Source organism: Microbacterium sp. Y-01 (assembly GCF_003856715.1).
In the GTDB taxonomy this organism is placed as follows: domain Bacteria; phylum Actinomycetota; class Actinomycetes; order Actinomycetales; family Microbacteriaceae; genus Microbacterium; species Microbacterium algeriense.
In genome coordinates this window covers 3,597,053-3,621,851 of sequence record NZ_CP024170.1, presented here as the reverse complement: position 1 = coordinate 3,621,851, position 24,799 = coordinate 3,597,053, and the positions used below count along the sequence as shown (strand labels likewise).

At 68.7% G+C, this 24,799-nt stretch carries 23 protein-coding genes; 19 read left to right on the top strand and 4 right to left on the bottom strand.

The window, feature by feature from the left end:
- Positions 1-9: 9 nt before the first annotated feature.
- Both CSX12_RS17380 and speB read left to right on the top strand, forming a co-directional pair.
- Positions 10-1,635, top strand: coding sequence for a thiamine pyrophosphate-dependent enzyme (locus CSX12_RS17380; RefSeq protein WP_124896626.1), 1,626 nt, complete (start codon positions 10-12; stop codon positions 1,633-1,635).
- A gap of 30 nt (positions 1,636-1,665) precedes the next feature.
- A complete protein-coding gene (speB, locus tag CSX12_RS17375; protein WP_124896625.1) occupies positions 1,666-2,613 on the top strand; it encodes an agmatinase in 948 nt (315 codons plus the stop codon).
- A 9-nt stretch (positions 2,614-2,622) separates the two neighbouring features.
- On the opposite strand, the gene CSX12_RS17370 is transcribed toward speB, so the two are convergent.
- Positions 2,623-3,495, bottom strand: a complete 873-nt coding sequence (locus CSX12_RS17370; protein ID WP_124896624.1) for an RIO1 family regulatory kinase/ATPase — start codon at positions 3,493-3,495, stop codon at positions 2,623-2,625.
- A gap of 287 nt (positions 3,496-3,782) precedes the next feature.
- Between CSX12_RS17370 and CSX12_RS17365 the strand changes: the two genes are divergently transcribed.
- Positions 3,783-4,982: an MFS transporter gene (locus CSX12_RS17365; protein ID WP_124896623.1), complete on the top strand. Its 1,200-nt coding sequence runs from the start codon at positions 3,783-3,785 to the stop codon at positions 4,980-4,982.
- A gap of 265 nt (positions 4,983-5,247) precedes the next feature.
- Here CSX12_RS17365 and CSX12_RS17360 read toward each other — a convergent pair whose 3' ends face one another.
- Positions 5,248-6,165, bottom strand: coding sequence for an AraC family transcriptional regulator (locus CSX12_RS17360; protein ID WP_124896622.1), 918 nt, complete (start codon positions 6,163-6,165; stop codon positions 5,248-5,250).
- A 93-nt stretch (positions 6,166-6,258) separates the two neighbouring features.
- Between CSX12_RS17360 and CSX12_RS17355 the strand changes: the two genes are divergently transcribed.
- The gene (locus CSX12_RS17355) at positions 6,259-6,720 is read left to right on the top strand and encodes a DUF3817 domain-containing protein (protein ID WP_124896621.1); all 462 of its coding nucleotides are present in this window, start codon (positions 6,259-6,261) and stop codon (positions 6,718-6,720) included.
- 15 nt (positions 6,721-6,735) lie between these two features.
- Here the strand turns inward: CSX12_RS17355 and CSX12_RS17350 are convergent, their stop codons facing one another.
- On the bottom strand, positions 6,736-7,539 hold the full coding sequence (locus tag CSX12_RS17350; RefSeq protein WP_124896620.1) for a MerR family transcriptional regulator: 804 nt from the start codon (positions 7,537-7,539) through the stop codon (positions 6,736-6,738).
- An 82-nt stretch (positions 7,540-7,621) separates the two neighbouring features.
- Here CSX12_RS17350 and CSX12_RS17345 point away from each other — a divergent pair, with 82 nt between their 5' ends.
- The 14 genes from CSX12_RS17345 (at position 7,622) to CSX12_RS17280 (ending at position 22,448) form a co-directional block, all read left to right on the top strand.
- Positions 7,622-8,368 (top strand): phosphotransferase, encoded by a 747-nt coding sequence (locus CSX12_RS17345; RefSeq protein WP_124896619.1) that lies wholly within the window; start codon positions 7,622-7,624, stop codon positions 8,366-8,368.
- Positions 8,369-8,447: 79 nt separating this feature from the next.
- The gene (locus tag CSX12_RS17340) at positions 8,448-9,905 is read left to right on the top strand and encodes an HNH endonuclease signature motif containing protein (protein WP_124896618.1); all 1,458 of its coding nucleotides are present in this window, start codon (positions 8,448-8,450) and stop codon (positions 9,903-9,905) included.
- A gap of 157 nt (positions 9,906-10,062) precedes the next feature.
- Entirely contained in the window at positions 10,063-11,928 is a 1,866-nt protein-coding gene (gene dnaK, locus CSX12_RS17335; RefSeq protein ID WP_124896617.1) for a molecular chaperone DnaK, read from the top strand.
- A gap of 2 nt (positions 11,929-11,930) precedes the next feature.
- Positions 11,931-12,587, top strand: a complete 657-nt coding sequence (locus CSX12_RS17330) for a nucleotide exchange factor GrpE (protein ID WP_017203507.1) — start codon at positions 11,931-11,933, stop codon at positions 12,585-12,587.
- A gap of 7 nt (positions 12,588-12,594) precedes the next feature.
- Positions 12,595-13,578: a DnaJ C-terminal domain-containing protein gene (locus tag CSX12_RS17325; RefSeq protein ID WP_017203506.1), complete on the top strand. Its 984-nt coding sequence runs from the start codon at positions 12,595-12,597 to the stop codon at positions 13,576-13,578.
- Between the two features lie 43 nt (positions 13,579-13,621).
- A complete protein-coding gene (locus tag CSX12_RS17320) occupies positions 13,622-14,035 on the top strand; it encodes a MerR family transcriptional regulator (RefSeq protein WP_017203505.1) in 414 nt (137 codons plus the stop codon).
- Between the two features lie 51 nt (positions 14,036-14,086).
- The gene (locus CSX12_RS17315) at positions 14,087-14,743 is read left to right on the top strand and encodes a GntR family transcriptional regulator (protein WP_124896616.1); all 657 of its coding nucleotides are present in this window, start codon (positions 14,087-14,089) and stop codon (positions 14,741-14,743) included.
- A gap of 238 nt (positions 14,744-14,981) precedes the next feature.
- Positions 14,982-15,902, top strand: a complete 921-nt coding sequence (locus CSX12_RS17310; RefSeq protein WP_124896615.1) for a sugar ABC transporter permease — start codon at positions 14,982-14,984, stop codon at positions 15,900-15,902.
- Positions 15,902-16,855 (top strand): carbohydrate ABC transporter permease, encoded by a 954-nt coding sequence (locus CSX12_RS17305; protein WP_124896614.1) that lies wholly within the window; start codon positions 15,902-15,904, stop codon positions 16,853-16,855. Before CSX12_RS17310 ends, CSX12_RS17305 begins: the two co-directional genes overlap by 1 nt.
- Before the next feature lie 29 nt (positions 16,856-16,884).
- A complete protein-coding gene (locus tag CSX12_RS17300) occupies positions 16,885-18,249 on the top strand; it encodes an extracellular solute-binding protein (protein ID WP_124896613.1) in 1,365 nt (454 codons plus the stop codon).
- Between the two features lie 100 nt (positions 18,250-18,349).
- The gene (locus CSX12_RS17295; protein ID WP_124896612.1) at positions 18,350-19,318 is read left to right on the top strand and encodes a tripartite tricarboxylate transporter substrate binding protein; all 969 of its coding nucleotides are present in this window, start codon (positions 18,350-18,352) and stop codon (positions 19,316-19,318) included.
- Between the two features lie 57 nt (positions 19,319-19,375).
- Entirely contained in the window at positions 19,376-19,915 is a 540-nt protein-coding gene (locus tag CSX12_RS17290; protein WP_124896611.1) for a tripartite tricarboxylate transporter TctB family protein, read from the top strand.
- Positions 19,912-21,582, top strand: coding sequence for a tripartite tricarboxylate transporter permease (locus CSX12_RS17285; RefSeq protein ID WP_124896610.1), 1,671 nt, complete (start codon positions 19,912-19,914; stop codon positions 21,580-21,582). The genes CSX12_RS17290 and CSX12_RS17285 overlap by 4 nt, the downstream gene beginning before the upstream one ends.
- Positions 21,579-22,448, top strand: coding sequence for a dihydrodipicolinate synthase family protein (locus tag CSX12_RS17280; RefSeq protein ID WP_124896609.1), 870 nt, complete (start codon positions 21,579-21,581; stop codon positions 22,446-22,448). The genes CSX12_RS17285 and CSX12_RS17280 overlap by 4 nt, the downstream gene beginning before the upstream one ends.
- A 34-nt stretch (positions 22,449-22,482) precedes the next feature.
- Here the strand turns inward: CSX12_RS17280 and CSX12_RS17275 are convergent, their stop codons facing one another.
- Entirely contained in the window at positions 22,483-23,430 is a 948-nt protein-coding gene (locus tag CSX12_RS17275) for a hypothetical protein (RefSeq protein WP_241160503.1), read from the bottom strand.
- Positions 23,431-23,499: 69 nt separating this feature from the next.
- Here CSX12_RS17275 and CSX12_RS17270 point away from each other — a divergent pair, with 69 nt between their 5' ends.
- Positions 23,500-24,654 carry a DUF4185 domain-containing protein gene (locus tag CSX12_RS17270; RefSeq protein ID WP_124896608.1) on the top strand — a complete coding sequence of 385 codons (1,155 nt, stop codon included), beginning with the start codon at positions 23,500-23,502 and terminating at the stop codon, positions 24,652-24,654.
- Positions 24,655-24,799: the final 145 nt, after the last annotated feature.

Sequence of the window (24,799 nt, the reverse complement as noted above, 5' to 3'; positions counted from 1 at the left end):
GATGACACGATGAGCACCGAGAGCACCGACACGACCGGGGACGACCGGTACGCCGACACCGCGGGCCGTGCGGTCCTGGAGACCATCCGCGGCTACGGCGTCACCGCGATCTTCGGCATCCCCGGCACGCACAACCTGGAGTTCTACCGGCCCCTCGCCGACCTCGGCATCCGCGCCGTGACGAACCGGCACGAGCAGGGCTCCGGGTATGGCGCCGACGGCTGGTCCCAGCAGACCGGCCTTCCCGGTGTGGTGATAACCACCTCCGGTCCCGGTCTGCAGAACGCGATGAGCGCAATCGGCACCGCGTTCTGCGAGTCGCGACCGCTCATCGTCCTGTCCCCGGGGGTGCCGCTCGGAGCGGAGTTCGCCGACGTCGGCACGTTGCACGAGACCAAGGACGCCACGGCCATGGTCGGTGCGATCGCGGAGTGGTCGCGACGGGTGTCGACCGCGGCGGAGGCCGTGCAGGCCGTGCACGACGCGTTCCATCTGTTCCGCACCGGCCGTCCTCGGCCCGTGCACATAGAGATCCCGCTCGACGTGCTGGAGGCGCCCGCCGCCGTGCCCGCCGAGGACCGGAGGCCGTGGCCGATGCCCGACCGTGTCTCCGGGGATCCGATTGCGCTCGCCGAGGCCGCCCGGCTGCTGTCCGCCGCCCGCCGCCCGGTGATCGTGGCCGGTGGGGGTGCGGTGGACGCCGCGCACCAGGTCGCCGCGGTGGCCGAACGGCTCGGAGCTCCCGTGCTCACGACCCTGAACGGCAAGGCCGTGCTCGACGAGCACCACCCGCTGGCGCTCGGCTCGAACCTGCGTCTCGCCGCCGCCCGCGCCGTGGCCGAAGACGCGGATGTGCTCCTCGTCGTGGGCTCGAAGCTGGGCGAGGCGGAGCTCTGGGCGCCGTGGCTCGAGGCGCGCGGTGCCGTGATCCGCATCGACATCTCCCCGAAGCAGCGCGACAAGAACCTCGCGGCGACCGTCGGCCTCACCGGAGACGCGGCCGCGGTGACCGACGCCCTTCTCGCGCTGCTGCCCGACGCCGCCCACCCCGCCCGTGACTTCACGGCCGAGCGGGCCGCGATCGAGGCCGAGTCCCGAGAGACGGCGCCGGACACCGTCGCGCTCGCCGAGGTCATCGCCGCCGCCCTTCCGGCCGAGGCGATCGTCGCGGGCGACTCCTCTCAGATCGTGTACATGGCGCTCGGCAGCGTGCTGCGGCAGGAGCATCCGCACTCCCTTCTCTACACGCCGACCTACGCCACGCTCGGCTACGGCCTCCCCGCCGCGATCGGTGCGGCGGTCGCGCAGACGGAACGCCCGGTCGTCACCGTGATCGGCGACGGCGCCCTGATGTTCTGCGTGAACGAGCTCGTCACCGCCGTCGAGCAGCGCCTCGACGTCACCGTGGTGTGCGTGGACAACGGCGGGTACGCGGAGATCCGGCAGAACGAGCTCGACCGCGGCATGGCGCCCGTCGGCGTCGACCTCGTGCAGCCCGACTGGGCCGCCCTGGCCACGGCCTTCGGGGCGACCGGGCGACGGGTGGCATCGCGCGCCGACATCGCTCCGAGCATCCGCGCGGCCATCGCCGACGGCGGGGTGCAGCTCGTGCACATCCCGCAGCACGCCCTCTGAGACCCACCTCCCGACGAACAGGAACGAGAAATGACCGACAACATCGGCCCCGTCGACGCCTCCGTGAACCCGCGGTACTCCGGCATCGCCACCTTCGCCCGCCTGCCCCGCATCGAGGACGTGCCGCGCGCCGACATCGCCGTGGTCGGCATCCCGTTCGACTCCGGGGTGAGCTACCGCCCCGGCACCCGCTTCGGCCCGTCCCACGTGCGGGAGTCGTCCCGGCTGCTGCGCCCCTACAACCCCGCGCAGGACGTGTCGCCGTTCCAGCTCGCCCAGGTGGTGGATGCGGGGGACATCCCCGTGAACCCCTTCGACCTCACCGAGGCCGTGACCGAGGTCGAGCGCGCGGCGCTGGCGCTCGGCGAGCAGGTGCAGCGCCTCGTCGCGATCGGCGGCGACCACACCGTGGCCCTTCCCCTGCTGCGTGCGGTGGCCGCGAAGCACGGTCCCGTCGCGGTCCTCCACTTCGACGCGCACCTGGACACGTGGGACACCTACTTCGGGGCCCCCATCACGCACGGCACCCCCTTCCGTCGCGCGAGCGAGGAGGGGCTGATCGACCTCACCGCGAGCTGCCACGTCGGAACCCGCGGGCCCCTGTACTCCAAGCAGGATCTCGAGGACGACGAGCGCCTCGGCTTCTCCATCGTGTCCAGCGAGTACATCGAGGAGCACGGGGTGGAGGCGGCGATCGACCGCATCCTCACCCGCATCGGTGACAAGCCGCTGTACGTCTCGATCGACATCGACGTGCTCGATCCCGCGCACGCGCCCGGCACGGGGACCCCCGAGGCCGGTGGGCTCACGAGCCGCGAGCTGCTGCGCATCCTCCGTGCCCTGCGCGAGCGGGACATCGTCGGCGCGGACGTCGTGGAGGTGTCGCCGGCGTACGATCACGCCCAGATGACCGGGATCGCCGCGAGCCATGTCGTCTACGAGCTGGTGACCCTTCTCGCCGCCCGACTCGCCTCCTGACCCCGGGAGTCAGAACAGGGTCCCGAGGAGGTCGGCGAACAGGGCCTCGGGGTCGCAGTCGACCCGGCGGCGGGTGAACCAGTCGCAGATGTTGACGCAGTCCCGATGCAGGAGGTCGAGGCCCTGGGGGTTGGCGATCACATCCACGATCTGCGGGAGGTCGATCACCCGCACCCGCCCTTCGTGCACGAGCAGGTTGTATGCGGACAGGTCGCCGTGGGCGAATCCGGCGGCGGCGAAGATTCGCATCAGGTCGACCACCTGCGCGTAGTACTCCTGCAGCTCGGCGCGGTCGCCCCGCACCTGCGCGAGTCGTGGCGCGGCGATGCCGTCCGCATCGCCGAGGAACTCCATCAGCACCTCGGTCCCGTTCACCTGCACGGGGTAGGGGACGGGGGCGCCGAGCTCCCACATCCGGCACAGCGCCTCGAACTCGGCGAACGACCACTGCGCCGCGGCGACCTCGCGGCCGTGCTCCGACTTCCTGGCGAGCGCCCTGGTGTCACGGGTGTTCCGGGTGCCGCGTCCTTTCGTGTACATCGACGACCGGTGGAAGCTGCGGTGCTCGGCGCTGCGGTAGCGCTTGGCGGCGAGGAGGGTCCGCTGTGCGGGGTCGCCGGGCACGGCCCGTTCGAGCAGGAACACGTCCGCTTCCTTGCCGGTCTTGAGGATGCCGCGCTCCGTGTCGAGCGCGCCGGCCGAGGTCACGACCCACGCCGGCCAGGGCTCCGGCCCGCGTTCGGATGGGGTGATCGCGGGCCAGGTCGACCAGCGCTGGTCTTCGCCGGGTTCGACGTCGGCGAAGGAGAGTTCGGTTTCGAGGGATTCGAAGGGAGAGGCGTCGAAGGACGCGGCTTCCGAGGAAGCGAAGAGATCAGACACGATGTGGCTCCGGGAGGGGAGGCCACGGCGATCAGGAGCGGGTGGCCTCGAAGGGGAAGTGGTCGGCGGAGAGCGCGACGAAGACGGTGATCATGTCGTGGGCTCCTTCCGCTCGGGCTTCCCGGGCGATTCCCGGTGCGTCGTCGAGCCTAGGGGTGCGCGGCAGGGTTGTCCAGAGTTCCTCGCAGCGCCGCTGCTGACGAAGGCGCGCGCGTCGTCGGACGATCGGTCGGGTGCGGCGGACGACCGGTCGGGCGTGGGGTCCGCCGTGGTGGGAGCGTGGAACCATGACGACGACCGCCCCTGTCCCGACGACATCGACCTCCCGCGCCGCGCGCATCCGCTACGGCGGGCTCATCGCCCTGATGATGATGGGCTTCCTGCTGGTCACAGCGGAGTTCCTGCCCAACGGCGTGCTCACCGAGATGGCCGATGGGCTCGGGGTCACCCCGGGGCAGGCGGGTCAGACGGTCACGGTGACCGCGCTGGTCGGTCTCGTCGTCGCCCCCACGGTGGGCCTGATCTTCCCGCGCCTCGACCGCCGGTCGCTGCTGATCTGGATGGCGCTCGCCGCCGCGGTGTCGAACCTGATCGTCGCGATCTCACCGAACCTCATCATCGTCCTGCTGGCGCGGTTCCTGCTGGGGGCGGCGATCAGCGCGTTCTGGGCGATGTCGATCACGGTCGCCGCTCGGCTCGCCGGGCCGGAGCATCTCGGCCGCGGAGTGATGTTCACCTCGGCCGGCGTCTCCGTCGCCACCGTCGCCGGGGTCCCCCTCGGCGTCATGCTCAGCGAGCTGGTCGACTGGCGCATGGTGTTCGCGATCGCGGGCGTGCTCATGGTGGTGCTGGCCGCGGTGCTGCGTGTAGCGCTCCCCTCGGTCCCGGCGGAGCGGGCGTCGAGCCTGCGTCTCCTGGTCGACACCCTCCGCCGTCCCGGTATCGGGCTCGGCATGGTCGGGCATGTGCTCGTGGTGCTCGGGCACTTCCTCGCCTACACCTACGTCCGTCTCGCGCTGGAGCGGATCCCGGATGTCGACGCGTCGACCATCGTCGTGCTGCTGGCGCTGTTCGGGGTCGGCGGCCTGCTCGGCAACATCTCGATCGGGCTGGTGATCGACCGGACGTTCGCGTTCTTCGCCGTGTTCGCTCCCCTGGTGATCGCGGTGTCGGTCCTGTCGATGATCCTGTTCTCGGGGTCGATCATCGGGGTGGGCGTCGTCGTGCTGGTGTGGGGCTTCTTCTTCTCGTCCTGGCTGATCGTCGTGAACACGTGGGTCGGGCACCGGATGCCGGATCGGCTGGAGGCCGGTGGCAGCCTGGTCGTGGTCGGCTTCCAGGGCGCGATCACGCTCGCGGCCGGCGTCGGCGGCCTCCTGGTCGACACCCTGAGCGTCGAGCTCGTGTACCTGGTCGGCGCGATCGCCCTCCTCGCCGGAGCCCTGCTCTTCGGAGCCTCGAACCGGGTCAGCACCCGGGCCGCCTGACCCGGCCCCGCTCCGCGCGCGCACAACTTCGGAGATCCCAGGCGACACGCCGTCGATCCGGCTGCACTCACGGCGTGTCGCGCCTAAGTCTCCGAAGTTGTGCAGGTCTCCGAAGTTGTGCAGGTCTCCGAAGTTGTGCAGGTCTCCGAAGTTGTGCAGGTCTCCGAAGTTGTGCAGGTGTCCGAAGTTGTGCAGGTGTCCGAAGTTGTGCAGGTCTCCGAAGTTGTGCAGGCGGAGGGGCGTGCAGGCGGAGGGGCGGGCGGGGTCAGGCGGGGACGGGGATCCGGTGGGCGAGGCGCCAGGAGGACGGGGTCACGCCGGTGCGGCGGCGGAACGCCCGGCTGAAGCCCTCGTCGGAGGCGTAGCCCAGCTCGCGCGAGATGTCGGACACGGATCGTCCGGCGTCCAGCATCCGCTTGGCCGCGTCGATGCGCACCTCGGTGACGTAGTCCGCGGGGGAGCGGCCGACAGCGGTACGGAAGCGCTCCGCGAAGGTCGACCGTGACATGGCGCTGATCCCGGCGAGGCGTTCGACCGTCCAGTCCCGTCCGGGCTCCTCACGGATGGCGTCCAGCACACGATCGAGGAACGGATCGTTCGATAGCGACGGCCAGCCAGCGGGGGCGCAGCCGTTCGCAGCCCAGGCGCGGATGACCGACAGCAGCACGGTCTGCGCCATCATGCGGCAGATGATGGGATCGCCCTGCCGCACGGGGCACGACGCCGGATCGACCAGCCCCATGTTCTCGGCGAGCGCGGCCGCGGCCGGTTCGAGTGCGTCGAACCCGGTCACGGTGAGGAACGGCGGGAGCAGGGCGCGCAGCGGCGATGTCGCGTCCGCGAGTTCGAGGTCGACCATCATCAGGCTCGTGTCGCCCTCCGTCTCGAGGGCGAACGGGGACCCGCCGAGAGACAGGAAGGCGTCTCCGGCGACGAGACGGTCGCGGCGGATCTCCGAGTCGACCGTGATGCGCTGCGATTCCGGCTCGATGTCGAGTCGGCACCCGTCGCCGAGAGGTGGGTGCCCGTGCACGCCTCCCGACGCCACATAGACGAGCGTGATGGCGTCGGACGGGATCGGCAGCAGCGATCTGGCGTCCAGGGACACGCGCCGGGCGATGCCGATGCGCAGGTCGACGGCGCCGAGCACCTGCGAGAGCGCGTCCGCATCCACTGTCACCATGCCTTCGGCAACGTCGTCCTCCGTCGTGGTATTCCGCGAGGTCGTCCATAGGGTCGCCGGATACGGTGGAGACACCCCCACCCGAGGAGTTCTGTGTTCCGCTCGCCCGACCGTCTGTTCCGAGTCCTCGCCATCGCGGAGGCGATCACCTGGACGATCCTCATCGCCGCGATGATCGCGCGCGCGGTCGGTGCGCCCGGCGTGGTGGTGACGGTCGGCGGTGGCATCCACGGTTTCGTCTTCCTCGCCTATGCCGCCACGGCGATCCTGGTGGCGCTGAACCAGCGCTGGCACATCGGGGTCGGGGCGCTCGCGGTGGTCAGCGCGGTGATCCCGTACGCCACCATCCCGACGGAGATCTGGCTGCACCGCACGGGACGGCTCGCCGGCGCCTGGCGGCTCGACGCGACCGAAGACCCGCGGGACCGCCGCTGGTACGACCGACTGATGCGATGGTTCCTGCGGCGGCCCTGGGTGCTCGCTCTGCTCCTCGCGGTCGGGATCGTCGCCCTCTACGTCATCCTGCTTCTGATCGGACCTCCCGGCGGGAAGTGACCCCGGTCCCGGCGCTCAGCGACGCCTGACCGGCTGCTGCAGCTCGGTGACCCATTCCGACTGGTCGTCACCGAGGGCACGGACGTAGAGTTCGCGGCAGGGTCCGGCGTGGACCAGTCCGCGGGCGATGATCTCCGCGTGGATCGCCTGCCAGCTGTCGGCGATGCGGTCCATGGAGCCGAGGTGGATCCCGCAGACCGCGTCCGCCTCAGCGGGAAGCTCGGCGACCTCGAACCCTTCCCTCGCTGGGCCGGAGTAGGCGTAACCGGCGGTCACCTGCAGTCCGTCTTCGAGGGTCTCGTACTGCGCGATCGGCGTCGTCAGCGAACCGCACTCCTCGCCGATGACGTCGGCCACGGCGTCGAACGCCGGACCCACCACCCCCGCGACGGCGGGCTGATCCGGGACGATCGTGCGAACGGCGGCGAGGCGCACCGTTGGCAGCGGCTTCTGGATGATCTCGATGGGCGACATGTGCTTCTCCTTCTCGATGAGGTGGAGGCGCCTCTCCACGTCGACGAGTCTTCCGGCCGCGATCCGGTGCTCCTGCTCGACCTCCGCGCGGCGGATGCGCAGCAGGGCGCCGATGCGCTCCGCGTCCACCCCCTGTTCGAGGATCGCGGAGATGGCATCGAGGCCGAAGCCGAGCTGCCGCAGGGCGACGATCCGGTGCAGACGCTCGAGCTGCGCGGGGTCGTAGGAGCGGTAGCCGCTGAACTCGTCCACGTGGGCGGGCACGAGCAGCCCGGCCGTGTCCCAATGCCGGAGCATCCGGTGGGTCACCTGGCCGATCTGCGCGAACGCTCCGATGGACAACATGTCTCTGTTCTCCCGTCTGCCACAGTGTCAGGGTCAAGTATCGCTTCAAGATGACCTCTCATCGGGGCGGTAGCGTCGAGGCGTGGACGAAGAGGAGCTGGCGGGCGGGAACGCGAGCGGGACGGTGGTGCGGGTCGGCGACTCCGTGCGGAAGCCCTGGTCGGCGTCCACTCCCAGCGTCCAGCACTTCCTGCGCGCACTCCGATCGGCCGGTGTCGACGTGCCCGAGCCGCGCGGACGGGACGAGCAGGGTCGCCAGGTCGTCGAGTTCGTGCCAGGCACCCTGGCGATCGGGGCGGATCCGCTGACTCCAGCCGAACTGGGACGCGTCGGGTCGATGATCCGTGAGATCCACGATGTGAGCGCTCGCTACGTCCCCCCGATCGATGCCGTGTGGGAGACGGCGATACCCGCCCCGACCGGCGATATCGTCTGTCACAACGATCTCGCGCCCTGGAACCTCATCATCGGCGACCGCTGGGCGTTCATCGACTGGGATGCCGCGGCTCCGAGCACGCGCCTCTGGGACCTCGCCTATGCGGCGCAGGCCTTCGCCCTGTCCGACGATGCCCGGTCTCCGGAGGCTGCGGGGCGGGATCTCGCTGCGCTCGTCGACGGATACGGGGCGGATCGCGCGCTGCGTCGGGCTCTGCCCCGCGCGATGGAGGAGCGGACGGCCGCGATGCTGGCTCTTCTGGAGGACGCTCGGTCGGCGGGGGAGGAGCCGTGGGCATCGATGCACGCGAACGGCCACGGCGAGCACTGGTCGAGGGCGCTGCGCTACGTGCACGACAACCGCGCCGTGTGGTCGCGCCTGCTCGTCGGCTGATCCTGCGCCATTCCGATATACCGTTTTCCGTGCCTGATCAGGGGATCTCAATGTCGGTGGCCCCTGGTTCACTGAAGGTATGACGGCATTGGCAGACGCGACTCTCGAGCAGGTGGATGCGCTCGCGGCGCTCACCGAGACGCTCGTCGAGGTCGAGCGCACGATCAGCCGTCTGCAGGCTGCTCGCGACGGCATCCTGGCGGTGGGGTCCCGCCTGGCGCTTCAGGTCGCCGAGCAGGCGGAGCATCCCGATCATGGAGAGATGTCCGCGCGCACCGTGGCTGCGGAGTTCGCCGCGGCGCTGCGGATCAGCGACAGGACGGTGCAGAGGCGGATGGCGGACGCGACGTGGCTCGTGGAGCGATTCCCGCTCGTGTGGGAGGCGCAGGGAGAAGGCCGCATCAGCGCCGCCCACGCCCGGGTCGTCTGCGAGGCCGGCGAACATCTCGACGACGCGGCGAGCCGCGCGGCCTACTCCGCGCAGATGATCGCGTTCGCCGAGACCGAGGCGCCGTCCGGGGTGGCGAGGATGGCCAGGCGGGTGGCGGAGCGCTTCCAGCCGCGGTCGATCGACGAGCGGCACCGCGACGCTCGCAAGAAGCGATCGCTCTGGGTGAAAGACGTCGGAGACGGGATGTCGCAGCTCGGCATGCTCGGCCCTTCGGCGCTCGTCCACGGAGCCTTCGACCGGTTGACGCAGATGGCCAGGAGCATGCAGCAGCACGAGCCGGAGCAGCAGCCTCAGCAGGAGCAGGAGCAGGAGCAGGGGCAGGAGCAGGAGCAGGAGCAGGAGCAGGAGCAGGAAGCCCGGGAGCGCGTGCAAAAACAGGAGCAGCGGCCCGGACAGGAGCGGGAGCAGCAGCCCGGGAGGGGGCAAGCGCACGCCGACCCGCGGACGCTGGCCCAGCTTCGCGCCGACCTCGCGTTCGATCTGCTCCTCACCGGTGCGCCACTCGGGCACGATCGTCCCGGCGGGTCCTTGGCGGCGATTCGCGGATCGGTGTCCATCACGGTTCCCGTCACCACGCTGATGGGAGTCGACACGACTCCCGCCGAGCTGAACGGCCGTGTCCCGATCGATCCAGTCACCGCGCGCCGTCTCGCCGGTGCCGCCTCCGGGTGGGACCGGGTCCTCACCCATCCCGTCACGGGCGCGCTCCTCGCCGTCGATCGCTACCGACCGGGACCCGATCTGCGGCGACATCTGCGAGCGCGGGATCAACGCTGCCGATTCCCGACCTGCGGGTACCCGCCCGCGGACTGTGACATCGACCACCATCACGACGCCGCGCTCGGCGGGGTGACCGCCGAGTCGAACCTCGGTCACCTCTGCCGCCGTCATCACATGCTCAAGCACCACTCGCCGTGGACCGTCGAGCCCATGGGCGACGGGGTCTACGCGTGGACCAGTCCGAGCGGGACGACGTACATCGACCGGGCGCCGCGCCAGAACACCGTCACTTTCGCCGAAGAGGACGAAGGCCGCGAAGGCCGCGAAGGGGTCGGGGCAGGGGTGATCACCGCGCCGCCCTTCTGAAGCCTCGCGCGGTTCCCGGCAAAGTTGAGTCAGTTCATATCAAGTTCATTTGACAGGGTGGCGGGCCCGGCGTACACTTGAGCCATCGCGACTCAGGTTTCCCTGATCGCCGCAGATTTCCAGACCACAACAGACTTCCCAACAAAGGAGAGAACACATGGCACGTGCTGTCGGTATCGACCTCGGAACCACCAACTCCGTCGTCAGCGTCCTCGAGGGTGGCGAGCCCAAGGTCATCGCCAACGCCGAGGGCTTCCGCACGACCCCTTCGGTCGTGGCCTTCACCAAGGACGGGGAGGTGCTCGTCGGTGAGACCGCGAAGCGCCAGGCCGTCACCAACGTCGACCGGACGATCGCTTCCGTCAAGCGCCACATGGGCACCGACTGGACCTTCGACGTCGACGGCAAGAAGTGGACGCCGCAGGAGATCTCCGCGCGCATCCTCATGAAGCTCAAGCGCGACGCCGAGGCGTACCTGGGCGACACGGTGACCGACGCGGTCATCACCGTCCCCGCGTACTTCAACGACGCCGAGCGTCAGGCCACCAAGGAGGCCGGTGAGATCGCAGGCCTGAACGTCCTGCGCATCATCAACGAGCCGACCGCCGCCGCTCTGGCGTACGGCCTCGACAAGGGTAAGGAAGACGAGCTCATCCTGGTCTTCGACCTGGGTGGTGGAACGTTCGACGTCTCGCTGCTCGAGGTGGGCAAGGACGACGACTTCTCCACGATCCAGGTGCGCGCCACCGCCGGTGACAACCGTCTCGGTGGAGACGACTGGGACCAGCGCCTGGTCGACTACCTGATCAAGCAGTTCAAGGAGACCACGGGCGTCGACGTCTCGGGTGACAAGATCGCCCTGCAGCGCCTCAAGGAAGCTGCGGAGCAGGCGAAGAAGGAGCTCTCCTCCTCGACCTCGACCAGCATCAACCTGCCGTACCTGTCGCTGACCGACTCCGGCCCCGTGTCGCTGTCCGAGACCATCACCCGCGCGAAGTTCGAGGACCTCACGAAGGATCTGCTCGACCGCACCAAGAAGCCGTTCGAGGACGTCATCCGCGAAGCCGGCATCAAGGTGTCCGAGATCGACCACATCGTGCTCGTCGGTGGATCGACGCGTATGCCCGCGGTCGCCGAGCTCGTCAAGCGCGAGACCGGCAAGGACGCGAACAAGGGCGTCAACCCGGACGAGGTCGTTGCCGTCGGCGCCGCCCTGCAGGCCGGTGTCCTGAAGGGTGAGCGTAAGGACGTCCTCCTCATCGACGTCACCCCGCTCAGCCTCGGCATCGAGACCAAGGGCGGCATGATGACCAAGCTCATCGAGCGCAACACGGCCATCCCGACCAAGCGCAGCGAGACCTTCACCACGGCAGACGACAACCAGCCGTCCGTCGCGATCCAGGTCTTCCAGGGTGAGCGCGAGTTCACCCGCGACAACAAGCCGCTCGGCACGTTCGAGCTGACGGGTATCGCTCCGGCTCCCCGTGGCATCCCGCAGATCGAGGTCACCTTCGACATCGACGCCAACGGCATCGTGCACGTGTCCGCCAAGGACAAGGGCACCGGCACCGAGAAGTCGATCGTCATCTCCGGCGGCTCCTCGCTGTCGAAGGAGGACATCGAGCGCATGGTGCGCGAGGCCGAGGAGCACGCGGCCGAGGACAAGGCGCGTCGCGAGGCCGCCGAGGTCCGCAACCAGGCCGAGACGCTCGCGTACTCGATCGACAAGCTCATCACCGAGAACGACGACAAGCTGCCCGAAGACGTGAAGACCGAGGTCAAGGCCGACGTCGACGCGCTCAAGACGGCGCTGGCGGGCGAAGACGACGAGGCCGTGAAGACCGCGTTCGACAAGCTCAACCAGTCGCAGTCCAAGCTCGGCGAGGCGATCTACGCCTCCTCGCAGGCGGATGCCGCTGCCGGCGCTTCGACTGACGGCGAGGCCCCGACCGGTGACGCCCCCTCCTCCGAGGAGGACGTCATCGACGCCGAGGTCGTCGACGACGAGGACGAGAAGAAGTAACCATGACCGACAAGAACTTCGACGAGAACCAGTTTCCTGAGTCCGCCGAAGGTCGCAGCGAGGGGTCGGATGCTCAGGCATCCGGCCCCGCGCCGCAGAACCCGGACTCCACCGAGGCGAAGGCTGCCGAGGGGGCGGACGAGACTCCTGTCGACGGCGCCCCGGATGACCTGACGGTCGACGACATCCTCGGTGCGACGCAGACCGGCGAGGCCGCGGCGGAGGACGCCGTGCTCGCCGACCTCGAGTCCACTCTGCTGAACGACCTCAAGCGTCTGCAGGCCGAGTACGCCAACTACCGTCGCCGCACCGAAGAGCAGCGGCAGGTCGAGATCGAGCGGGCGAAGGGCGAGGCCGCCAAGGGCCTGGTCCCCGTGCTCGACGACCTCGATCGCGCGGCCCAGCACGGTGATCTGGTGGAAGGTACGCCCTTCGCCGTTATCGCCGAGAAGGTGCGCGCGGTCGTCGAGCGCCTCGGAGTGGTCGCATACGGCGAGAAGGGCGAGGAGTTCGACCCCCAGCGCCATGAGGCCATCTTCCAGCAGCCGACCCCCGGCGCCGAGAAGACCACGATCCTCGAGGTCGTCGAGGTGGGCTACCGCCTCGGTGACGTCGAGCTGCGCCCTGCGAAGGTCGTCGTCGCCGTTCCTGCGGAGTAGGTGATCGATGGCCAGCCAGGATTGGTTCGACAAGGACTTCTACAAGACCCTCGGGGTCTCCAAGGACGTCAGCGATGCGGATCTGAAGAAGACGTATCGCAAGCTCGCGCGGAAGTACCACCCGGACTCCAATCAGGGTGATGCCAAGGCGGAGGCGAAGTTCAAGGAGATCAGCGAGGCCTACTCGGTTCTCTCCGACGCCGAACAGCGCAAGGAGTACGACGAGATCCGCGCGATGGGCTCGGGCGCCCGCTTCACGGCGAGCGGCCAGGGCGCAGGCGGCTTCGAAGACGTCTTCAGCCGTTTCGGTCAGCAGGGCCGAGGGCAGACCGCGGACTTCGAGGACATCTTCGCGATGTTCAATCAGGGGCAGGGTGCCAGCTTCGGCGGCGGTCGCTTCGGACAGCCGAGCGGCGGTTATCGCGGCTTCGGCGGTCCGCAGCGCGGCGCCGACGTGACCGCCCGCACCACGCTGGACTTCGCGACCGCCGTGCAGGGGGAGACGATCTCGCTGCAGGGCGAGGACGGCAAGCCATTCAAGGTGAAGATCCCTGCGGGTGTGGCGGACGGGCAGAAGATCCGTCTGCGCGGCCGCGGTCGTCCCTCGCCGGACGGCGGCGAGAGCGGTGACATCGTGGTGCAGATCACGGTCCGTCCGCACCCCGTCTTCACGCGCGACGGCCTCAACCTGCGCGTCGTCGTCCCGGTGACGTTCACCGAGGCGACCCTCGGTGCGACGATCGAGGTCCCGACGCTCAGCGGCGACGTGGTCAAGCTCCGTGTCGCCCCTGGCACCCCCTCCGGGCGGGTGCTGCGCGTCAAGGGCCGCGGAGTCAAGACCTCGAAGGGGACCGGAGACCTCCTCGCCGAGCTCCAGGTCGCGGTGCCGACGCACCTCGACGACGCCGCTCGTGCCGCACTGGAGAAGTTCCAGGAACTCGAGCCCAAGGAGAACCCGCGGGCCGAGCTGATGGCGAAGGCGCGCCGATGACGCGCCTCCGCCGGCGTCGAGAGGAAGGAGAGAGGAGCACGTGATGAACGCCGACACTCCGGTGTTCGCGATCGCCGCCGCTGCCGAGCTCTCCGGTCTGCACCCTCAGACCCTCCGGCAGTACGACCGCATCGGTCTGGTCGTGCCCGGCCGGACGCCCGGCGGATCGCGGCGCTACTCCACGCGCAACATCGAACAGCTGCGCGAGGTCGCCCAGCTCTCCTCGGAGGGGATGAGCCTCCCCGCGATCGCCCGCCTGCTCGACCTCGAAGACGAGAACAGGGCACTGCGCGACCGCATCGCGGTGCTCGAGAGCGCTCTGCGCGCCGAGCGGGAGAACCGCCCGGGTGTGCGCGTCTTCGCCGCGGGCTCGGCCGGCGTGGTGCCCATGCCGACCGGGCGGCGTCTGCGCCGCTCGACTGACGTCGTGCTCTGGGACCCGCGAGGGAGCGCCTAGCGGCCGAACCGCGTCCGGTGTGTATCCTGTCAACTGTTAACAGGAGGTTGCATGACGCAGACCGTGAAGCGCGAATCACTGGGCGAACAGGTCGCGCGGGTTCTGCGGCAACGCATCGTGCGGGGCGAGCTCGCCCCCGGTGCCCGCATCACCGAAGAAGCCCTCGCCGAAGAGTTCTCCGTCAGCCGCGGACCCGTCCGCGACGCTCTCACCCAGCTCAGCTTCGAGAAGCTCGTCGAAGTGCAGCGTCCGCGCGGCGTCTACATCGTCGGGCTCACCCAGGACGACGTCGACCAGCTGTACAGCCTCCGCGGCGCCCTCGAGCAGCTCGCCCTGTCCCGCGCCATGCGGGTCGACGAGGAGGCGCGCTGGTCGGCGATCACGGCCTCGGTCGAGCGGATGGCAGAGGCCGCTGACGCCGGCGACCACGCCGCCTTCGTCACGGCCGACCTCGAGTTCCACTCGCAGATCTACGCCCTCGCCGACCATCCGCGGCTGGAAGGCGCGTGGAATCAGTACCTCCCCACCTTCACGGCGCTCCTCGAGGTCACGATCAATCACGACGAGGACCTGCACGAATCGTCCGCCGACCACGTCAAGCTGCTCCAGGTGATGCGCACCGGAACGGCGTCCGAGGCGGCAGCAGTCCTGTCCGCGCACCTCGACGGCGCCAGGGAGCGGATGCTGAACGAGGTCGGCGCGCGCTGACCCCGCGGCACCCCGAAACGCGTTCAGGCGAAACACAGGAAACGGTTCTGCGCAAGCCCTGTGCCGAAACGGTTCGCCGGATCTAGCATCCCTCTCAAGGACCGGACCGGCTTCTGAGCCTCCCCCATTCGCGCAGCAGGGCGTCCGGGACCGACACTCCGCGTGTCCGCCGACGGCGGTCACCACGGTCTCTTCGGCGTGCCCCGGCGCGCCCGGATTCAGCAGGAAGGAGGCGGGGATGCCTCTCCGATCACGCACGAGGGACCGCTACAACCGCCGCGAGGCCATCGCGGGCTACCTCTTCATCTCGCCCTGGATCATCGGGTTCCTCGTCTTCACCGCCGGCGCCATGGTCTACAGCCTGTACATCTCGTTCAGCAGCTACAACCTGGCAACCAACAGTGCGCGTCCGGTCGGCATCGACAACTACGCGAACCTCTTCGAGGACCCCCGTGTCGGCGTCTCCCTCGCCAACACCCTGTTCTTCGTGGTCATGGCCGTGCCGTTGGAGATCGTCTTCGCGCTGGTGCTCGCTCTCCTGCTGAACAGGGTCGGCCGCGGAGCCGGATTCTTCCGCGTGCTCTACTACCTGCCGAAGATGACGCCGGCCGTCGCCACGGCCGCGGTCTTCTTCCTCCTGCTCAACGGCAACTCCGGCGCGGTGAACCAGTTCCTGCGCCTGTTCGGCATCGAGGGTCCGCAGTGGCTGGTGGACCCGGCATGGGTCAAGCCGAGCATCGTCCTGATGACGCTGTGGACAGTGGCCGGCACCATGGTGATCTTCCTCGCCGCGCTCAAGAACGTCCCTGTCGAGCTCTACGAGGTCGCGTCGCTCGACGGGGCGGGGCCGATCCGGAAGTTCTTCTCGATCACCCTGCCGATGATCTCCGGGGCGATGTTCTTCAACGTGATCGTCCTGTCGATCGCGGCGTTCCAGATCTTCGACCAGGCGTATCTGCTGTTCTGGCGAGATCAGAGCAACTCCTCGCCGGAGGCGTCGCTCTTCTACGCGATCTACCTGTTCCAGCAGGCATTCCGGCAGTTCAACTTCGGGTTCGCGGCCGCGATGGCCTGGCTGCTGTTCGTGATCATCATGCTCATCACCCTGATCCAGGTGAAAGTCGGCAACCGCTTCGTCTACTACGAGGGAGACCGCTGATGTCCCAGACGCTGCGTCAGGTCCCGATCGACGCCGAGCCGGAGGGCACCCCGGGAACTTTCACGACCACGGTCCCGCAGCGCGCACGGTGGCGCCGTCGCCTCGGACAGCCGACCTCGCTGGCCGGCCGCATCGTGCTGAACGTGATCCTCGTGCTGTTCGCGCTGCTCTTCCTGTATCCGTTCGTCTGGCTGATCGCGGCGAGCCTGAAACCCCGCGGCGAGGTCTTCGACAACGCCCTCATCCCGAAGACCCTCGTGCCGGAGAACTATGTCGAGGTGTGGAATCAGCTGCCGTTGCTGAGCTGGATGGGCAACAGCATCGCGATCGCGCTGCTCGCGGCGGGAGCCGTGGCGATCTCGAGCTCGATCGTCGCGTTCGGCTTCGCGTACTTCCGCTTCCCCGGGCGGGGTCTGCTGTTCGGGCTCGTGCTCGCGACCATGATGCTGCCGGGCGCCGTCACGATGATCCCGATCTACCTGATCTGGAAGGAGACCGGTCTGCTGGGCACGTGGGTGCCGCTGTGGGGGATGAACCTCTTCGGCTCGGCGTTCTACATCTTCCTGCAGCGCCAGTTCTTCCTCGGCCTGCCGCGCGAGCTCTTCGAAGCAGCCCGGCTCGACGGCGCCAGCTCCTGGGGGCTGTTCTGGCGCATCGCGATGCCGCTGTCGATCCCCTCGTTCGTGATCGTGTTCCTGTTCGAGTTCCAGGCCAGCTGGAACAACCTGCAGGCGGCGCTGATCTACCTGAACGCGGGGTCGGTCGATGAATTCACCGCACCGCTGGGCATCGCCTACGCCATGACGAAGTACAGCCCCACGGCCGGTGGGCACGGCGACTACCAGTACGTCATGGTCGCATCGCTGATCGTGACCCTGCCGATGCTGATCCTCTTCGCCTTCGGGCAGCGCTCCTTCATCGAGGGCGTCGCGACGCAGGGGCGCAAGGGATGACACCGAACCACCCATCGAAAGGAGCAGACATGCGCACTCGCATTCTGGGAATCACGGCGGTCGCCGCGGCGACGGTCCTCGTCCTGGCCGGCTGCGGCGGCGGAGGGGGCGGCGACGAGGCCGCCGATGCGGACTTCGCGTCGGAGCCGAGCGGCACGCTCAAGGCGTGGGGATTCGAGAACGCCGACGACGTCGGAACCTCGCGCATGGACTATGCCGCCGCGCAGCTGAAGGACGTCGAGGTCGACCTCGACGCGACCGCCTTCGACGCGCAGAAGTTCACCACGCGCATCGCCAGCGGCGACGTGCCCGATGTCGTGCAGATGGATCGCCGCTACGTGACCACCTACGCGGCGCAGGACCTGATCATGCCGCTCGACGAGTGCTTCGCCGCGCAGGACGTGTCGCCACGCGATCACTGGTATCCGTTCGTGGTCGACGACGTCGCCTACGAGGACGCGACGTGGGCGGTGCCGCAGTTCTACCAGCCGCCGGCGATCCTGCTGAACAAGGCCGTGCTGGATGAGGCGGGCGTGACGGCGGAGGAGATCGACACCTCGAAGCCCGATGTGCTGCTCGGCGCCGTGGAGAAGATGTACCAGGAGTCCGGCGGGGTGCCGTCGCGGCTGGGCTTCGACCCCGTCGCGACGGGCCAGGCGGGGCTGTGGATCCTCGGCATGGGCGGGCAGCTCAACGACGACAAGGGTGCGCCGACTCTGGATGACCCGAGCAACGTGGCCGGCATCGAGATGCTCAAGCAGATCACGGATGCGCAGGGCGGATTCGCGGCCGTGAAGAGCTTCACCGACTCGTTCGACTCCTTCGGAGACCAGAACCAGTTCGTGGCGGAGCAGGTCGGAGCACAGGTGAACGCGCAGTGGTATCCGAACGTGCTGGGTCCGTACGCCGACCAGATCCAGCTCGAAGCGGTGCCGTTCCGCAATGCCGACGGAGAGCCGTTCTCCGTGGCCTCCGGCACGGCGTTCGTGATCCCGGTCGGGGCGAAGAACCCGGCCGCGGCGTGCGCCTGGATGGTGGAGCTCACCTCCGACGACGCCTGGATGGCTGCGGGAGAGGCGCGGGCGAAGACGCTGGAGACCGATGGCGGTATCAACACCGGCCTGTTCACGGGCTCTCCTGCGTCGGATCAGGCGATCCGCGAGAAGTTCGTCACGGACAGCGGCAACGCCGGGTTCGACCAGGTCATCTCCACGTACTACGACGTGGTCGACTACGGGCAGTCGTTCGGATCCTCTCCTGCCGGCCAGGAGATCCAGAACGAGCTCAACAACGCGGTCACAGCCGCGCTCCTCGGCGACAAGTCGCCGGAGGAGGCGCTGGCCGATGCACAGGATGCGGCGATGCGGGCGTTCGAGAACGCCACGGCCGGCTAGACCCCGGAGGGGCAGAGTGCTACCAGTGTTGACTGTTAACAGTCAACACTGGTAGCCTCGGTGAGTCGACAACAAGGTCGACCCACGTAGAGGAGCAAAGATGCCCCGCAAGCGCATCACCAGGGCGGCCGCCGCGATCGCCGCCCTCGCCGCCACCGCTCTCATCGTCTCGGCCTGCACCAAGGTCGAAGAGGGCGAAGACGCCGCGTCGGCCTTTCCCGAGAAGGACATCCGGCTGATCATCCAGGCCAACCCCGGCGGAGGATCCGACCTCTCGTCGCGCGCGCTCGCCACGGAGCTGGAGAAGATCCTCGGTGTCAGCGTGATCCCGGAGAACATGCCCGGCGCGGCAGGAGCGCTCGCGATGGAGTACGTCGGCTCGCAGGACCCGGACGGCTACGTCATCGGATTCGCGCCGGTCGAGATCGCGATGCTGAACACCACGCAGAGCGCGGACGTGCTGCCGGAGGACTACGATCTGCTCGGCCAGATCATGCTCGCACCCGGTGTCATCACGGTCGGCGCGAACAGCGGCATCGAGACCCTCGACGACCTCGTGACCCAGGCCAAGGCCGGCGCCGCCACGGTCGCCAACTCCGGCGCCGGCTCCATCTGGGAGGCAGCGACGCTGGGCCTCGGGGAGGCGACCGACGCCGAATTCACCCCGGTGCCCTACGACGGCGGCGCCACGGCGGTCGCCGCGGCAGCCTCCGGTGAGACCGTCGCGGCCGTCTCCGGACTCGGCGAGGCGCTCGCGCAGGGCGACGCCGTCCGCATCCTCGCGGTCATGAACGACGAGCGTCATCCCGACGCGGAAGACGTCGAGACCGTCGAGGAGGCGATCGGCGAGGAGGTCGTGTTCGGCGGCTGGGGTGGTATCTACGCACCCGCCGGTCTGCCCGACGACGTGAAGTCCACGCTGGAGGACGCGGTCAAGGAGGCCGTCGAGTCCGACAGCTACCAGAAGTTCCAGGCGGATGCCGGGAACCTGGTCGTCTACCGCGACTCCGCCGAATGGACCGGCTACGTCGAGGACCAGTTCGCGCTGTTCCAGGACCTCCTGGGCTGAGAACTCCGGTGGGGCCGGCCACCCGGCCCCACCGCGCACCTCTGACGAAGGAGCACCATGACCACTCCCGACACCGCCGGCGAGTCGGCTGCCCAGGCCGAGTACCAGGGCGCACCCGCCTCCCGGCCCCTCGAGATCGCGTTCGCCGTCGTGGCCCTCGCGTTCACCGCGGGCTATCTCTTCCTCGCCACGCAGATCCCGCTGCGCCGCGAAGCTGCCCCCGGCCAGATCGACGCCCGCTTCTGGCCGCTCGTGATCGGCGTGTCCGGCGTCGTGGTCGCGATCGCGCTGCTCGCCGTGGCGATCACGCGTCCCGCGCCCACCCGTGAGGACCTCGAGCGCATCCAGCCCGGTGGCGTCCTCCGCGTGATCGCGACACTCGCGATCGCCAGCGCGTTCATCGCCCTCTGGTCGCTCGGCTCGGTCATCCTGTTCGGCTACCGGATCGAGGTCTTCCCGGTCGCCTGCGCCCTGCTCATGGCAGCGCTCATGCTCCTCTACGGCCACCGCCGCTGGCTCAGCCTCGTCATCTACTCCGTCTCCGTCACGGCGTTCGTCTACGTCGTGTTCGGCATGCTCCTGAGGATCCCCCTGTGAACGCGCTCCTGGAGGGGCTGAACTCGCTCCTCGACATCTCGATCCTGCTGTACATGCTCGTGGGTCTCGTGCTCGGCTTCATGGTCGGCGCCTTCCCCGGCATCACGGCGACCATGGCCGTCGCGCTCGCCGCCGGCTTCACCATGACCCTCGAGCCCGTGCAGGGCCTCGCCGTGCTGCTGACGATCTATGTCGCGGCGAACTTCGGGGACCGGGTGCCGTCCATCCTGATCAACACCCCGGGAACGCCGGCATCCATCGCCACCACGCTGGACGGCTACCCGATGGCCAAGCAGGGCAGAGCGGGCCTCGCGCTCACGATCTCCGCGATCGTGTCGGCGGTCGGAATCCTCGCCTCGCTCGTGCTGTTCTCGGTCGCCGCCGTGCCGATCGCCAGCTTCGCCCGCGACTACTTCAAGTCTCCCGAGCTGTTCGCCCTCGTCGTCTTCGGCATCGCGATCATGATCGGCATCTCGTCCAAGTCGATGCTCAAGGGCATCCTCGCCGGCCTCTTCGGGCTGATGCTCGGCAGCGTCGGAACCTACGCGGCCACCGCCGACCAGCGCTTCACGTTCGGCGTGCTGGAACTCGTCGAGGGCGTGAACTTCATCGCCGTGATCATCGGCCTTTTCGGCATCGCCGAGCTGTTCGACCAGCTGCTCACGCACCGGAAATCGCACGTCCGGCCGATCTCGAGCCTCGGCCGGTGGTGGCCGAACCGCGCGGAGCTGAAGCAGAGCGGGCGCGCGACCGCGGTCGGCGGTGCTGTCGGACTCGGCGTCGGGCTCATCCCCGCAGCCGGTGGTGACATCGCCGGGCTCATCGGCTGGGAGCGGGCGCGCAAAGCCTCCAAGCACCCCGAGATGTTCGGCAAGGGCTCGATCGAGGGCGTCGCCGCCAGTGACACCGCCTCCAGCGCCACGCTCGGTGGCTCGCTCACCACGACGATGGCACTCGGCATCCCCGGCGACTCCGTCATGGCGGTCATGATCGGGTCGATGATCATCTGGGGCATCACGCCCGGTCCGACACTCTTCACCAACCGTCCCGACCTCGTCGTCTCGATCGTCGGCATCATGCTCGTCGCGACGATCCTGTCGCTCGCGCTGAGCCTGGTGCGCATGAAGGGCATGGTGAAGCTGCTCGACGTGCCGCAGCCGTACCTGTGGAGCGGCATCCTGATCTTCTGCATCATCGGCACGTATGCCACGTCCAACAGTCTCTCCACCGTGGTGACGATGCTCGTCTTCGGCGTCATCGGCGTGCTGCTCAAGCGCATGCAGGTTCCGGCCGGTCCCGTGGTGCTCGGTCTGCTGCTCGGGCCGCTCGCCGAGGAGAACCTCGCCCGCACGCTGGCGATCCTCCCGACGCGCCCCTTCTTCGAGGTCGTCAGCCCGATCGCGCTCGTGCTGCTCGCGCTGGCCGTGCTCTCGATCGTGATGCCGGCGATCCGCGCCGCCCGCAAGCCCCGCGGGGAGCGCGCGTCGCTGGAGGACTCGATCCTCCACACCGACAGCATCGTGCAGATCGAGAAGGCGCACGACGAGCTCGCGGCGCAGCCCGATCTGCTCACCTCCACCGTGCGGAACGTCGACGCTCCCACGCGCCGTGAGGCCAAGACCCGCAAGAACCGCACGAGCACGACCTCCGAGGAGACCGAGAAGTGACCCGCTACGACATCCTGACCGCCGTTCCCACCGCGTTCCATCGCGACGGAACCCTCGACCTCGAGGGATCGCGTGCGATCTTCCGGTTCGTGGCCGACTCGGGCAACGAGGGTGCCTTCATCCTCGGCACCACCGGCGAGTTCCCCGCCGTGGACGCCGCGGAATTCGAGGCGCTCGTGCAGGCTGCCCTCGCCGAGCTCGATGACCGGATGCGGGTCATCGTGCACGTGGGCCGTCCGAGCACCTACGAGGCCGTGCGGCTGACACGTGTCGCGCGTGCTCTCGGCGCGACCGAGTTCGCCGCCCTCACCCCGTACTACCTGCCGGCGACGGACGACGAGATCTTCGCGTACTACCGAGCGGTGTCCGAGGCCGTGGAGGATGGCCGCCTCTACGTGTACATCTATCCCGCCCGCAGCGGCAACAGCGTCACGCCCGAGCTGCTGGTGCGTCTGGCCGCGCTGCCGAACGTCGTCGGCGCGAAGATCAGCGAACTCTCCCTGGACGACATCGCCGCGTACCGCGCCGCGGTGCCGGAGGACTTCGACCTCTACACCGGCGCCGACCGCGACCTCATCGCCGCCGTCGGCGTGGGTGCGCAGGGCGTCGTCTCCGGGGTGTCGTCCGTCACTCCCAAGCCGTTCCGTGCCCTCGCTGACGCCGGGCGCTCCGGCGATGCCGCCGCCATCAGCGCCGCCCAGGCAGCCGTCGACGACGTGGTCGCCCTCATCGGAGGGGATATGGCCCGCATGAAGGAGGCCTACCGCGTGCTCGACGTGGTCGACACGCACTGCCGGATGGCCATCGCCGAACCGAGCGACGCAGAGCGGGCGGCTGTCGCGCAGGTGGTGACCGCGCACCGCTGACCGCCGTCGCGGGGGTGTTCGAATCCTCACGGCTTCAAGAGTCTTCGGTCTCGAGCGGCTCGACGGAGAACCGGTACGCGGCTCCATCGCGGAACGGCTCGATGATCTCGAAGTTCTCGTACGCGGGCCCGCCGGGGATCGGAGAGGCGCTCGCCCAGTACGCCCAGCGAGCGTTGACCGCGGCCTCGAGTGCGGGGTGCGGGTCATCGACGCGCCAGGTCTGCGAGGCGCGAAGCCCGAGAAAGCGCCAGTGATCCGCGGTGTCGGCGGAGTAGTCGGCCGACCAGGGGTCGTCTTCGTCCCCGGTCGCGCTCACGACCACCGCTGAGCCGTCGCGAGCGAGCTCGGCCAGGGGGAAGCGTCCGTGCGCGGTGAATGCAGTACCGGAGAAGTCGGGCCAGAGCTCCCGGGGCATCACGGTGCGGTCGGCGAGATGCAGCCGACGCAGCCGAGCCCAGTTGCCCATGGTCGCCGTGAGGATCAGGTTCGACAACGCCACGGAACGCGCATTCGCGAAGCCGGCAACCTCCACCTCATGGGGTCGGTCGGCGAAGAAGCGCACTCGGACGCGGACATCGGCGCCATTGTCGAAGCGTTCGACACCGATCCATACGGTGAGGGTCTCCACGCCTCCCGCCGTCTCGATCACACCCCGAGCCACCGTCGATGACGACGCATCTTCCGCAGCCTCGACGTCGTCGGACGACCAGAGCCGCTTGCCCTGCGCACCGGGATCGAGGGTGCTCTGCTCCATCTCCGAGTATCCGCGCTCGTCGACGCCCTGAGGGATCGGTTCGACGGCGATGAAGTTCACCAGCCGCTCGCGGTGATGCTCGAGATAGGGGGTGAAGACGCGAAGAAGTCCGCGGGGTCCGGGAATCGGTGGGATGCCGATCTGCATCCCGGCGTGATGGCCCCAGCGAGGTTCGGAGGCCGGGTCGGTGGACGGCCTGAGCCACCGAACGGCGGAGGAGTGGGACATGACGAGAACCCTAGTGTCTTGAAATCGATTTCGCTAGATTCGGTTCACCAGCGTCGATCGAGGAGGATCATGCCCCGTGTCAGCACCCCATTCCGCCGCACCGCAGTCGCGGTATCCGTCGTCCTGGCTCTCGGTCTCGCCGGGTGCGCCGCCGGGGCGGACGGCGTGAGCGTCGACGCGGACCAGGACAAGCCCTTCGTCCTCGACGGGGTGAGCGACCTCACCGAGATAGCCCAATTGACCGGGCCCGGGGCCATGAACGACACCTCAGCGGTCTCGGTCGCCGGCACGGACCTCGGCTCGATGACCAATGTCGGCGACCGGACGTTCTTCTTCTTCGGCGACACCTTCGGTGAGCGCGACCCCGAATCGATCGGGGGTCAGGGCGGGTTCTGGCGATCGAACGTCGCGGCCTGGACGACCGACGACGACCCTTCGGACGGCATCGGGTTCGAAGGGTGGGTGGCAGACGACATCGGCCTCGCTGCCGCGCTCATCGAAGGAGATCATGATGCGAACGGGGCGGGCGGCGAGGTGACGAAGATCCCCACCTACGGTTTCGCGATCGGCGGGACGATCTACGTCGCGTACATGTCCGTGCGGTTCTGGGGCGAGCCTGGTGCCTGGGACGCGAACCGCGCGGCGCTCATCGTCTCGCGGGATGACGGGCGCACGTGGGACCCGGTCGCCGGCGTCGAGTGGCCGGGGGACTCGAACTTCGTGCAGTTCGCGACGGCACGGGTGACCGAGGGCGGCAAGGACTGGATCTACTTCTGGTCCATCCCCTCGGGGCGTTTCGGCGGCGTTCAGCTGATGCGGGTCCCGGCCACCGAGAAGGCGGTGGAGGACCAGGCGGCGTACTCCTACTTCACGGGAGTCGATGGCGAAGAGCCCGAGTGGAGCAGCGACCTGGCGGACGCGGAGACGATCCTGGACGGGACGATCGGCGAACTCTCGGTGATGTGGTCGACGTATCTCGACCGGTGGATCATGACGTACTCCGATGCGGGGAACGCCTACATCCGTGAGGGCGTCACGCCGTGGGGGCCGTGGGGAGACCCCATCGAGTTGGTGTCGGGGGCCGAGTACCCCGGGCTGTACTCGCCCTACCTGAACCCGCGCTACGTCGATGAGGACGGGAGGCGGATCTACTTCACCCTGTCGCTGTGGGGTCCGTACAACGTGTTCTGGTTCTCCGCCGAGTTGGAGCGCACCGGCGGATGAGCGCCGATCCGATCCCTTGCGCATGAAATCGATTTCGCCTACTCTGGCTCCACCCGGTCACTGAGGATCCATGGGTGCGGCCGGTGTCCGTCGGCGGCAGCCGAACACACAGCAGCGACTCGATGAAGAGTCCGTTCCTGAGGAG

What these genes read in the sequence shown, in the direction of transcription:
- CSX12_RS17380 (WP_124896626.1), top strand. Translation starts at nt 10, where the DNA reads ATGAGCACCGAGAGCACCGACACGACCGGGGACGACCGGTACGCCGAC.
- speB (WP_124896625.1), top strand. Translation starts at nt 1,666, where the DNA reads ATGACCGACAACATCGGCCCCGTCGACGCCTCCGTGAACCCGCGGTAC.
- CSX12_RS17365 (WP_124896623.1), top strand. Translation starts at nt 3,783, where the DNA reads ATGACGACGACCGCCCCTGTCCCGACGACATCGACCTCCCGCGCCGCG.
- CSX12_RS17360 (WP_124896622.1), bottom strand. Translation starts at nt 6,165, where the DNA reads ATGGTGACAGTGGATGCGGACGCGCTCTCGCAGGTGCTCGGCGCCGTC.
- CSX12_RS17350 (WP_124896620.1), bottom strand. Translation starts at nt 7,539, where the DNA reads ATGTTGTCCATCGGAGCGTTCGCGCAGATCGGCCAGGTGACCCACCGG.
- CSX12_RS17340 (WP_124896618.1), top strand. Translation starts at nt 8,448, where the DNA reads ATGACGGCATTGGCAGACGCGACTCTCGAGCAGGTGGATGCGCTCGCG.
- dnaK (WP_124896617.1), top strand. Translation starts at nt 10,063, where the DNA reads ATGGCACGTGCTGTCGGTATCGACCTCGGAACCACCAACTCCGTCGTC.
- CSX12_RS17330 (WP_017203507.1), top strand. Translation starts at nt 11,931, where the DNA reads ATGACCGACAAGAACTTCGACGAGAACCAGTTTCCTGAGTCCGCCGAA.
- CSX12_RS17325 (WP_017203506.1), top strand. Translation starts at nt 12,595, where the DNA reads ATGGCCAGCCAGGATTGGTTCGACAAGGACTTCTACAAGACCCTCGGG.
- CSX12_RS17320 (WP_017203505.1), top strand. Translation starts at nt 13,622, where the DNA reads ATGAACGCCGACACTCCGGTGTTCGCGATCGCCGCCGCTGCCGAGCTC.
- CSX12_RS17315 (WP_124896616.1), top strand. Translation starts at nt 14,087, where the DNA reads ATGACGCAGACCGTGAAGCGCGAATCACTGGGCGAACAGGTCGCGCGG.
- CSX12_RS17310 (WP_124896615.1), top strand. Translation starts at nt 14,982, where the DNA reads ATGCCTCTCCGATCACGCACGAGGGACCGCTACAACCGCCGCGAGGCC.
- CSX12_RS17305 (WP_124896614.1), top strand. Translation starts at nt 15,902, where the DNA reads ATGTCCCAGACGCTGCGTCAGGTCCCGATCGACGCCGAGCCGGAGGGC.
- CSX12_RS17300 (WP_124896613.1), top strand. Translation starts at nt 16,885, where the DNA reads ATGCGCACTCGCATTCTGGGAATCACGGCGGTCGCCGCGGCGACGGTC.
- CSX12_RS17295 (WP_124896612.1), top strand. Translation starts at nt 18,350, where the DNA reads ATGCCCCGCAAGCGCATCACCAGGGCGGCCGCCGCGATCGCCGCCCTC.
- CSX12_RS17290 (WP_124896611.1), top strand. Translation starts at nt 19,376, where the DNA reads ATGACCACTCCCGACACCGCCGGCGAGTCGGCTGCCCAGGCCGAGTAC.
- CSX12_RS17275 (WP_241160503.1), bottom strand. Translation starts at nt 23,430, where the DNA reads ATGTCCCACTCCTCCGCCGTTCGGTGGCTCAGGCCGTCCACCGACCCG.
- CSX12_RS17270 (WP_124896608.1), top strand. Translation starts at nt 23,500, where the DNA reads ATGCCCCGTGTCAGCACCCCATTCCGCCGCACCGCAGTCGCGGTATCC.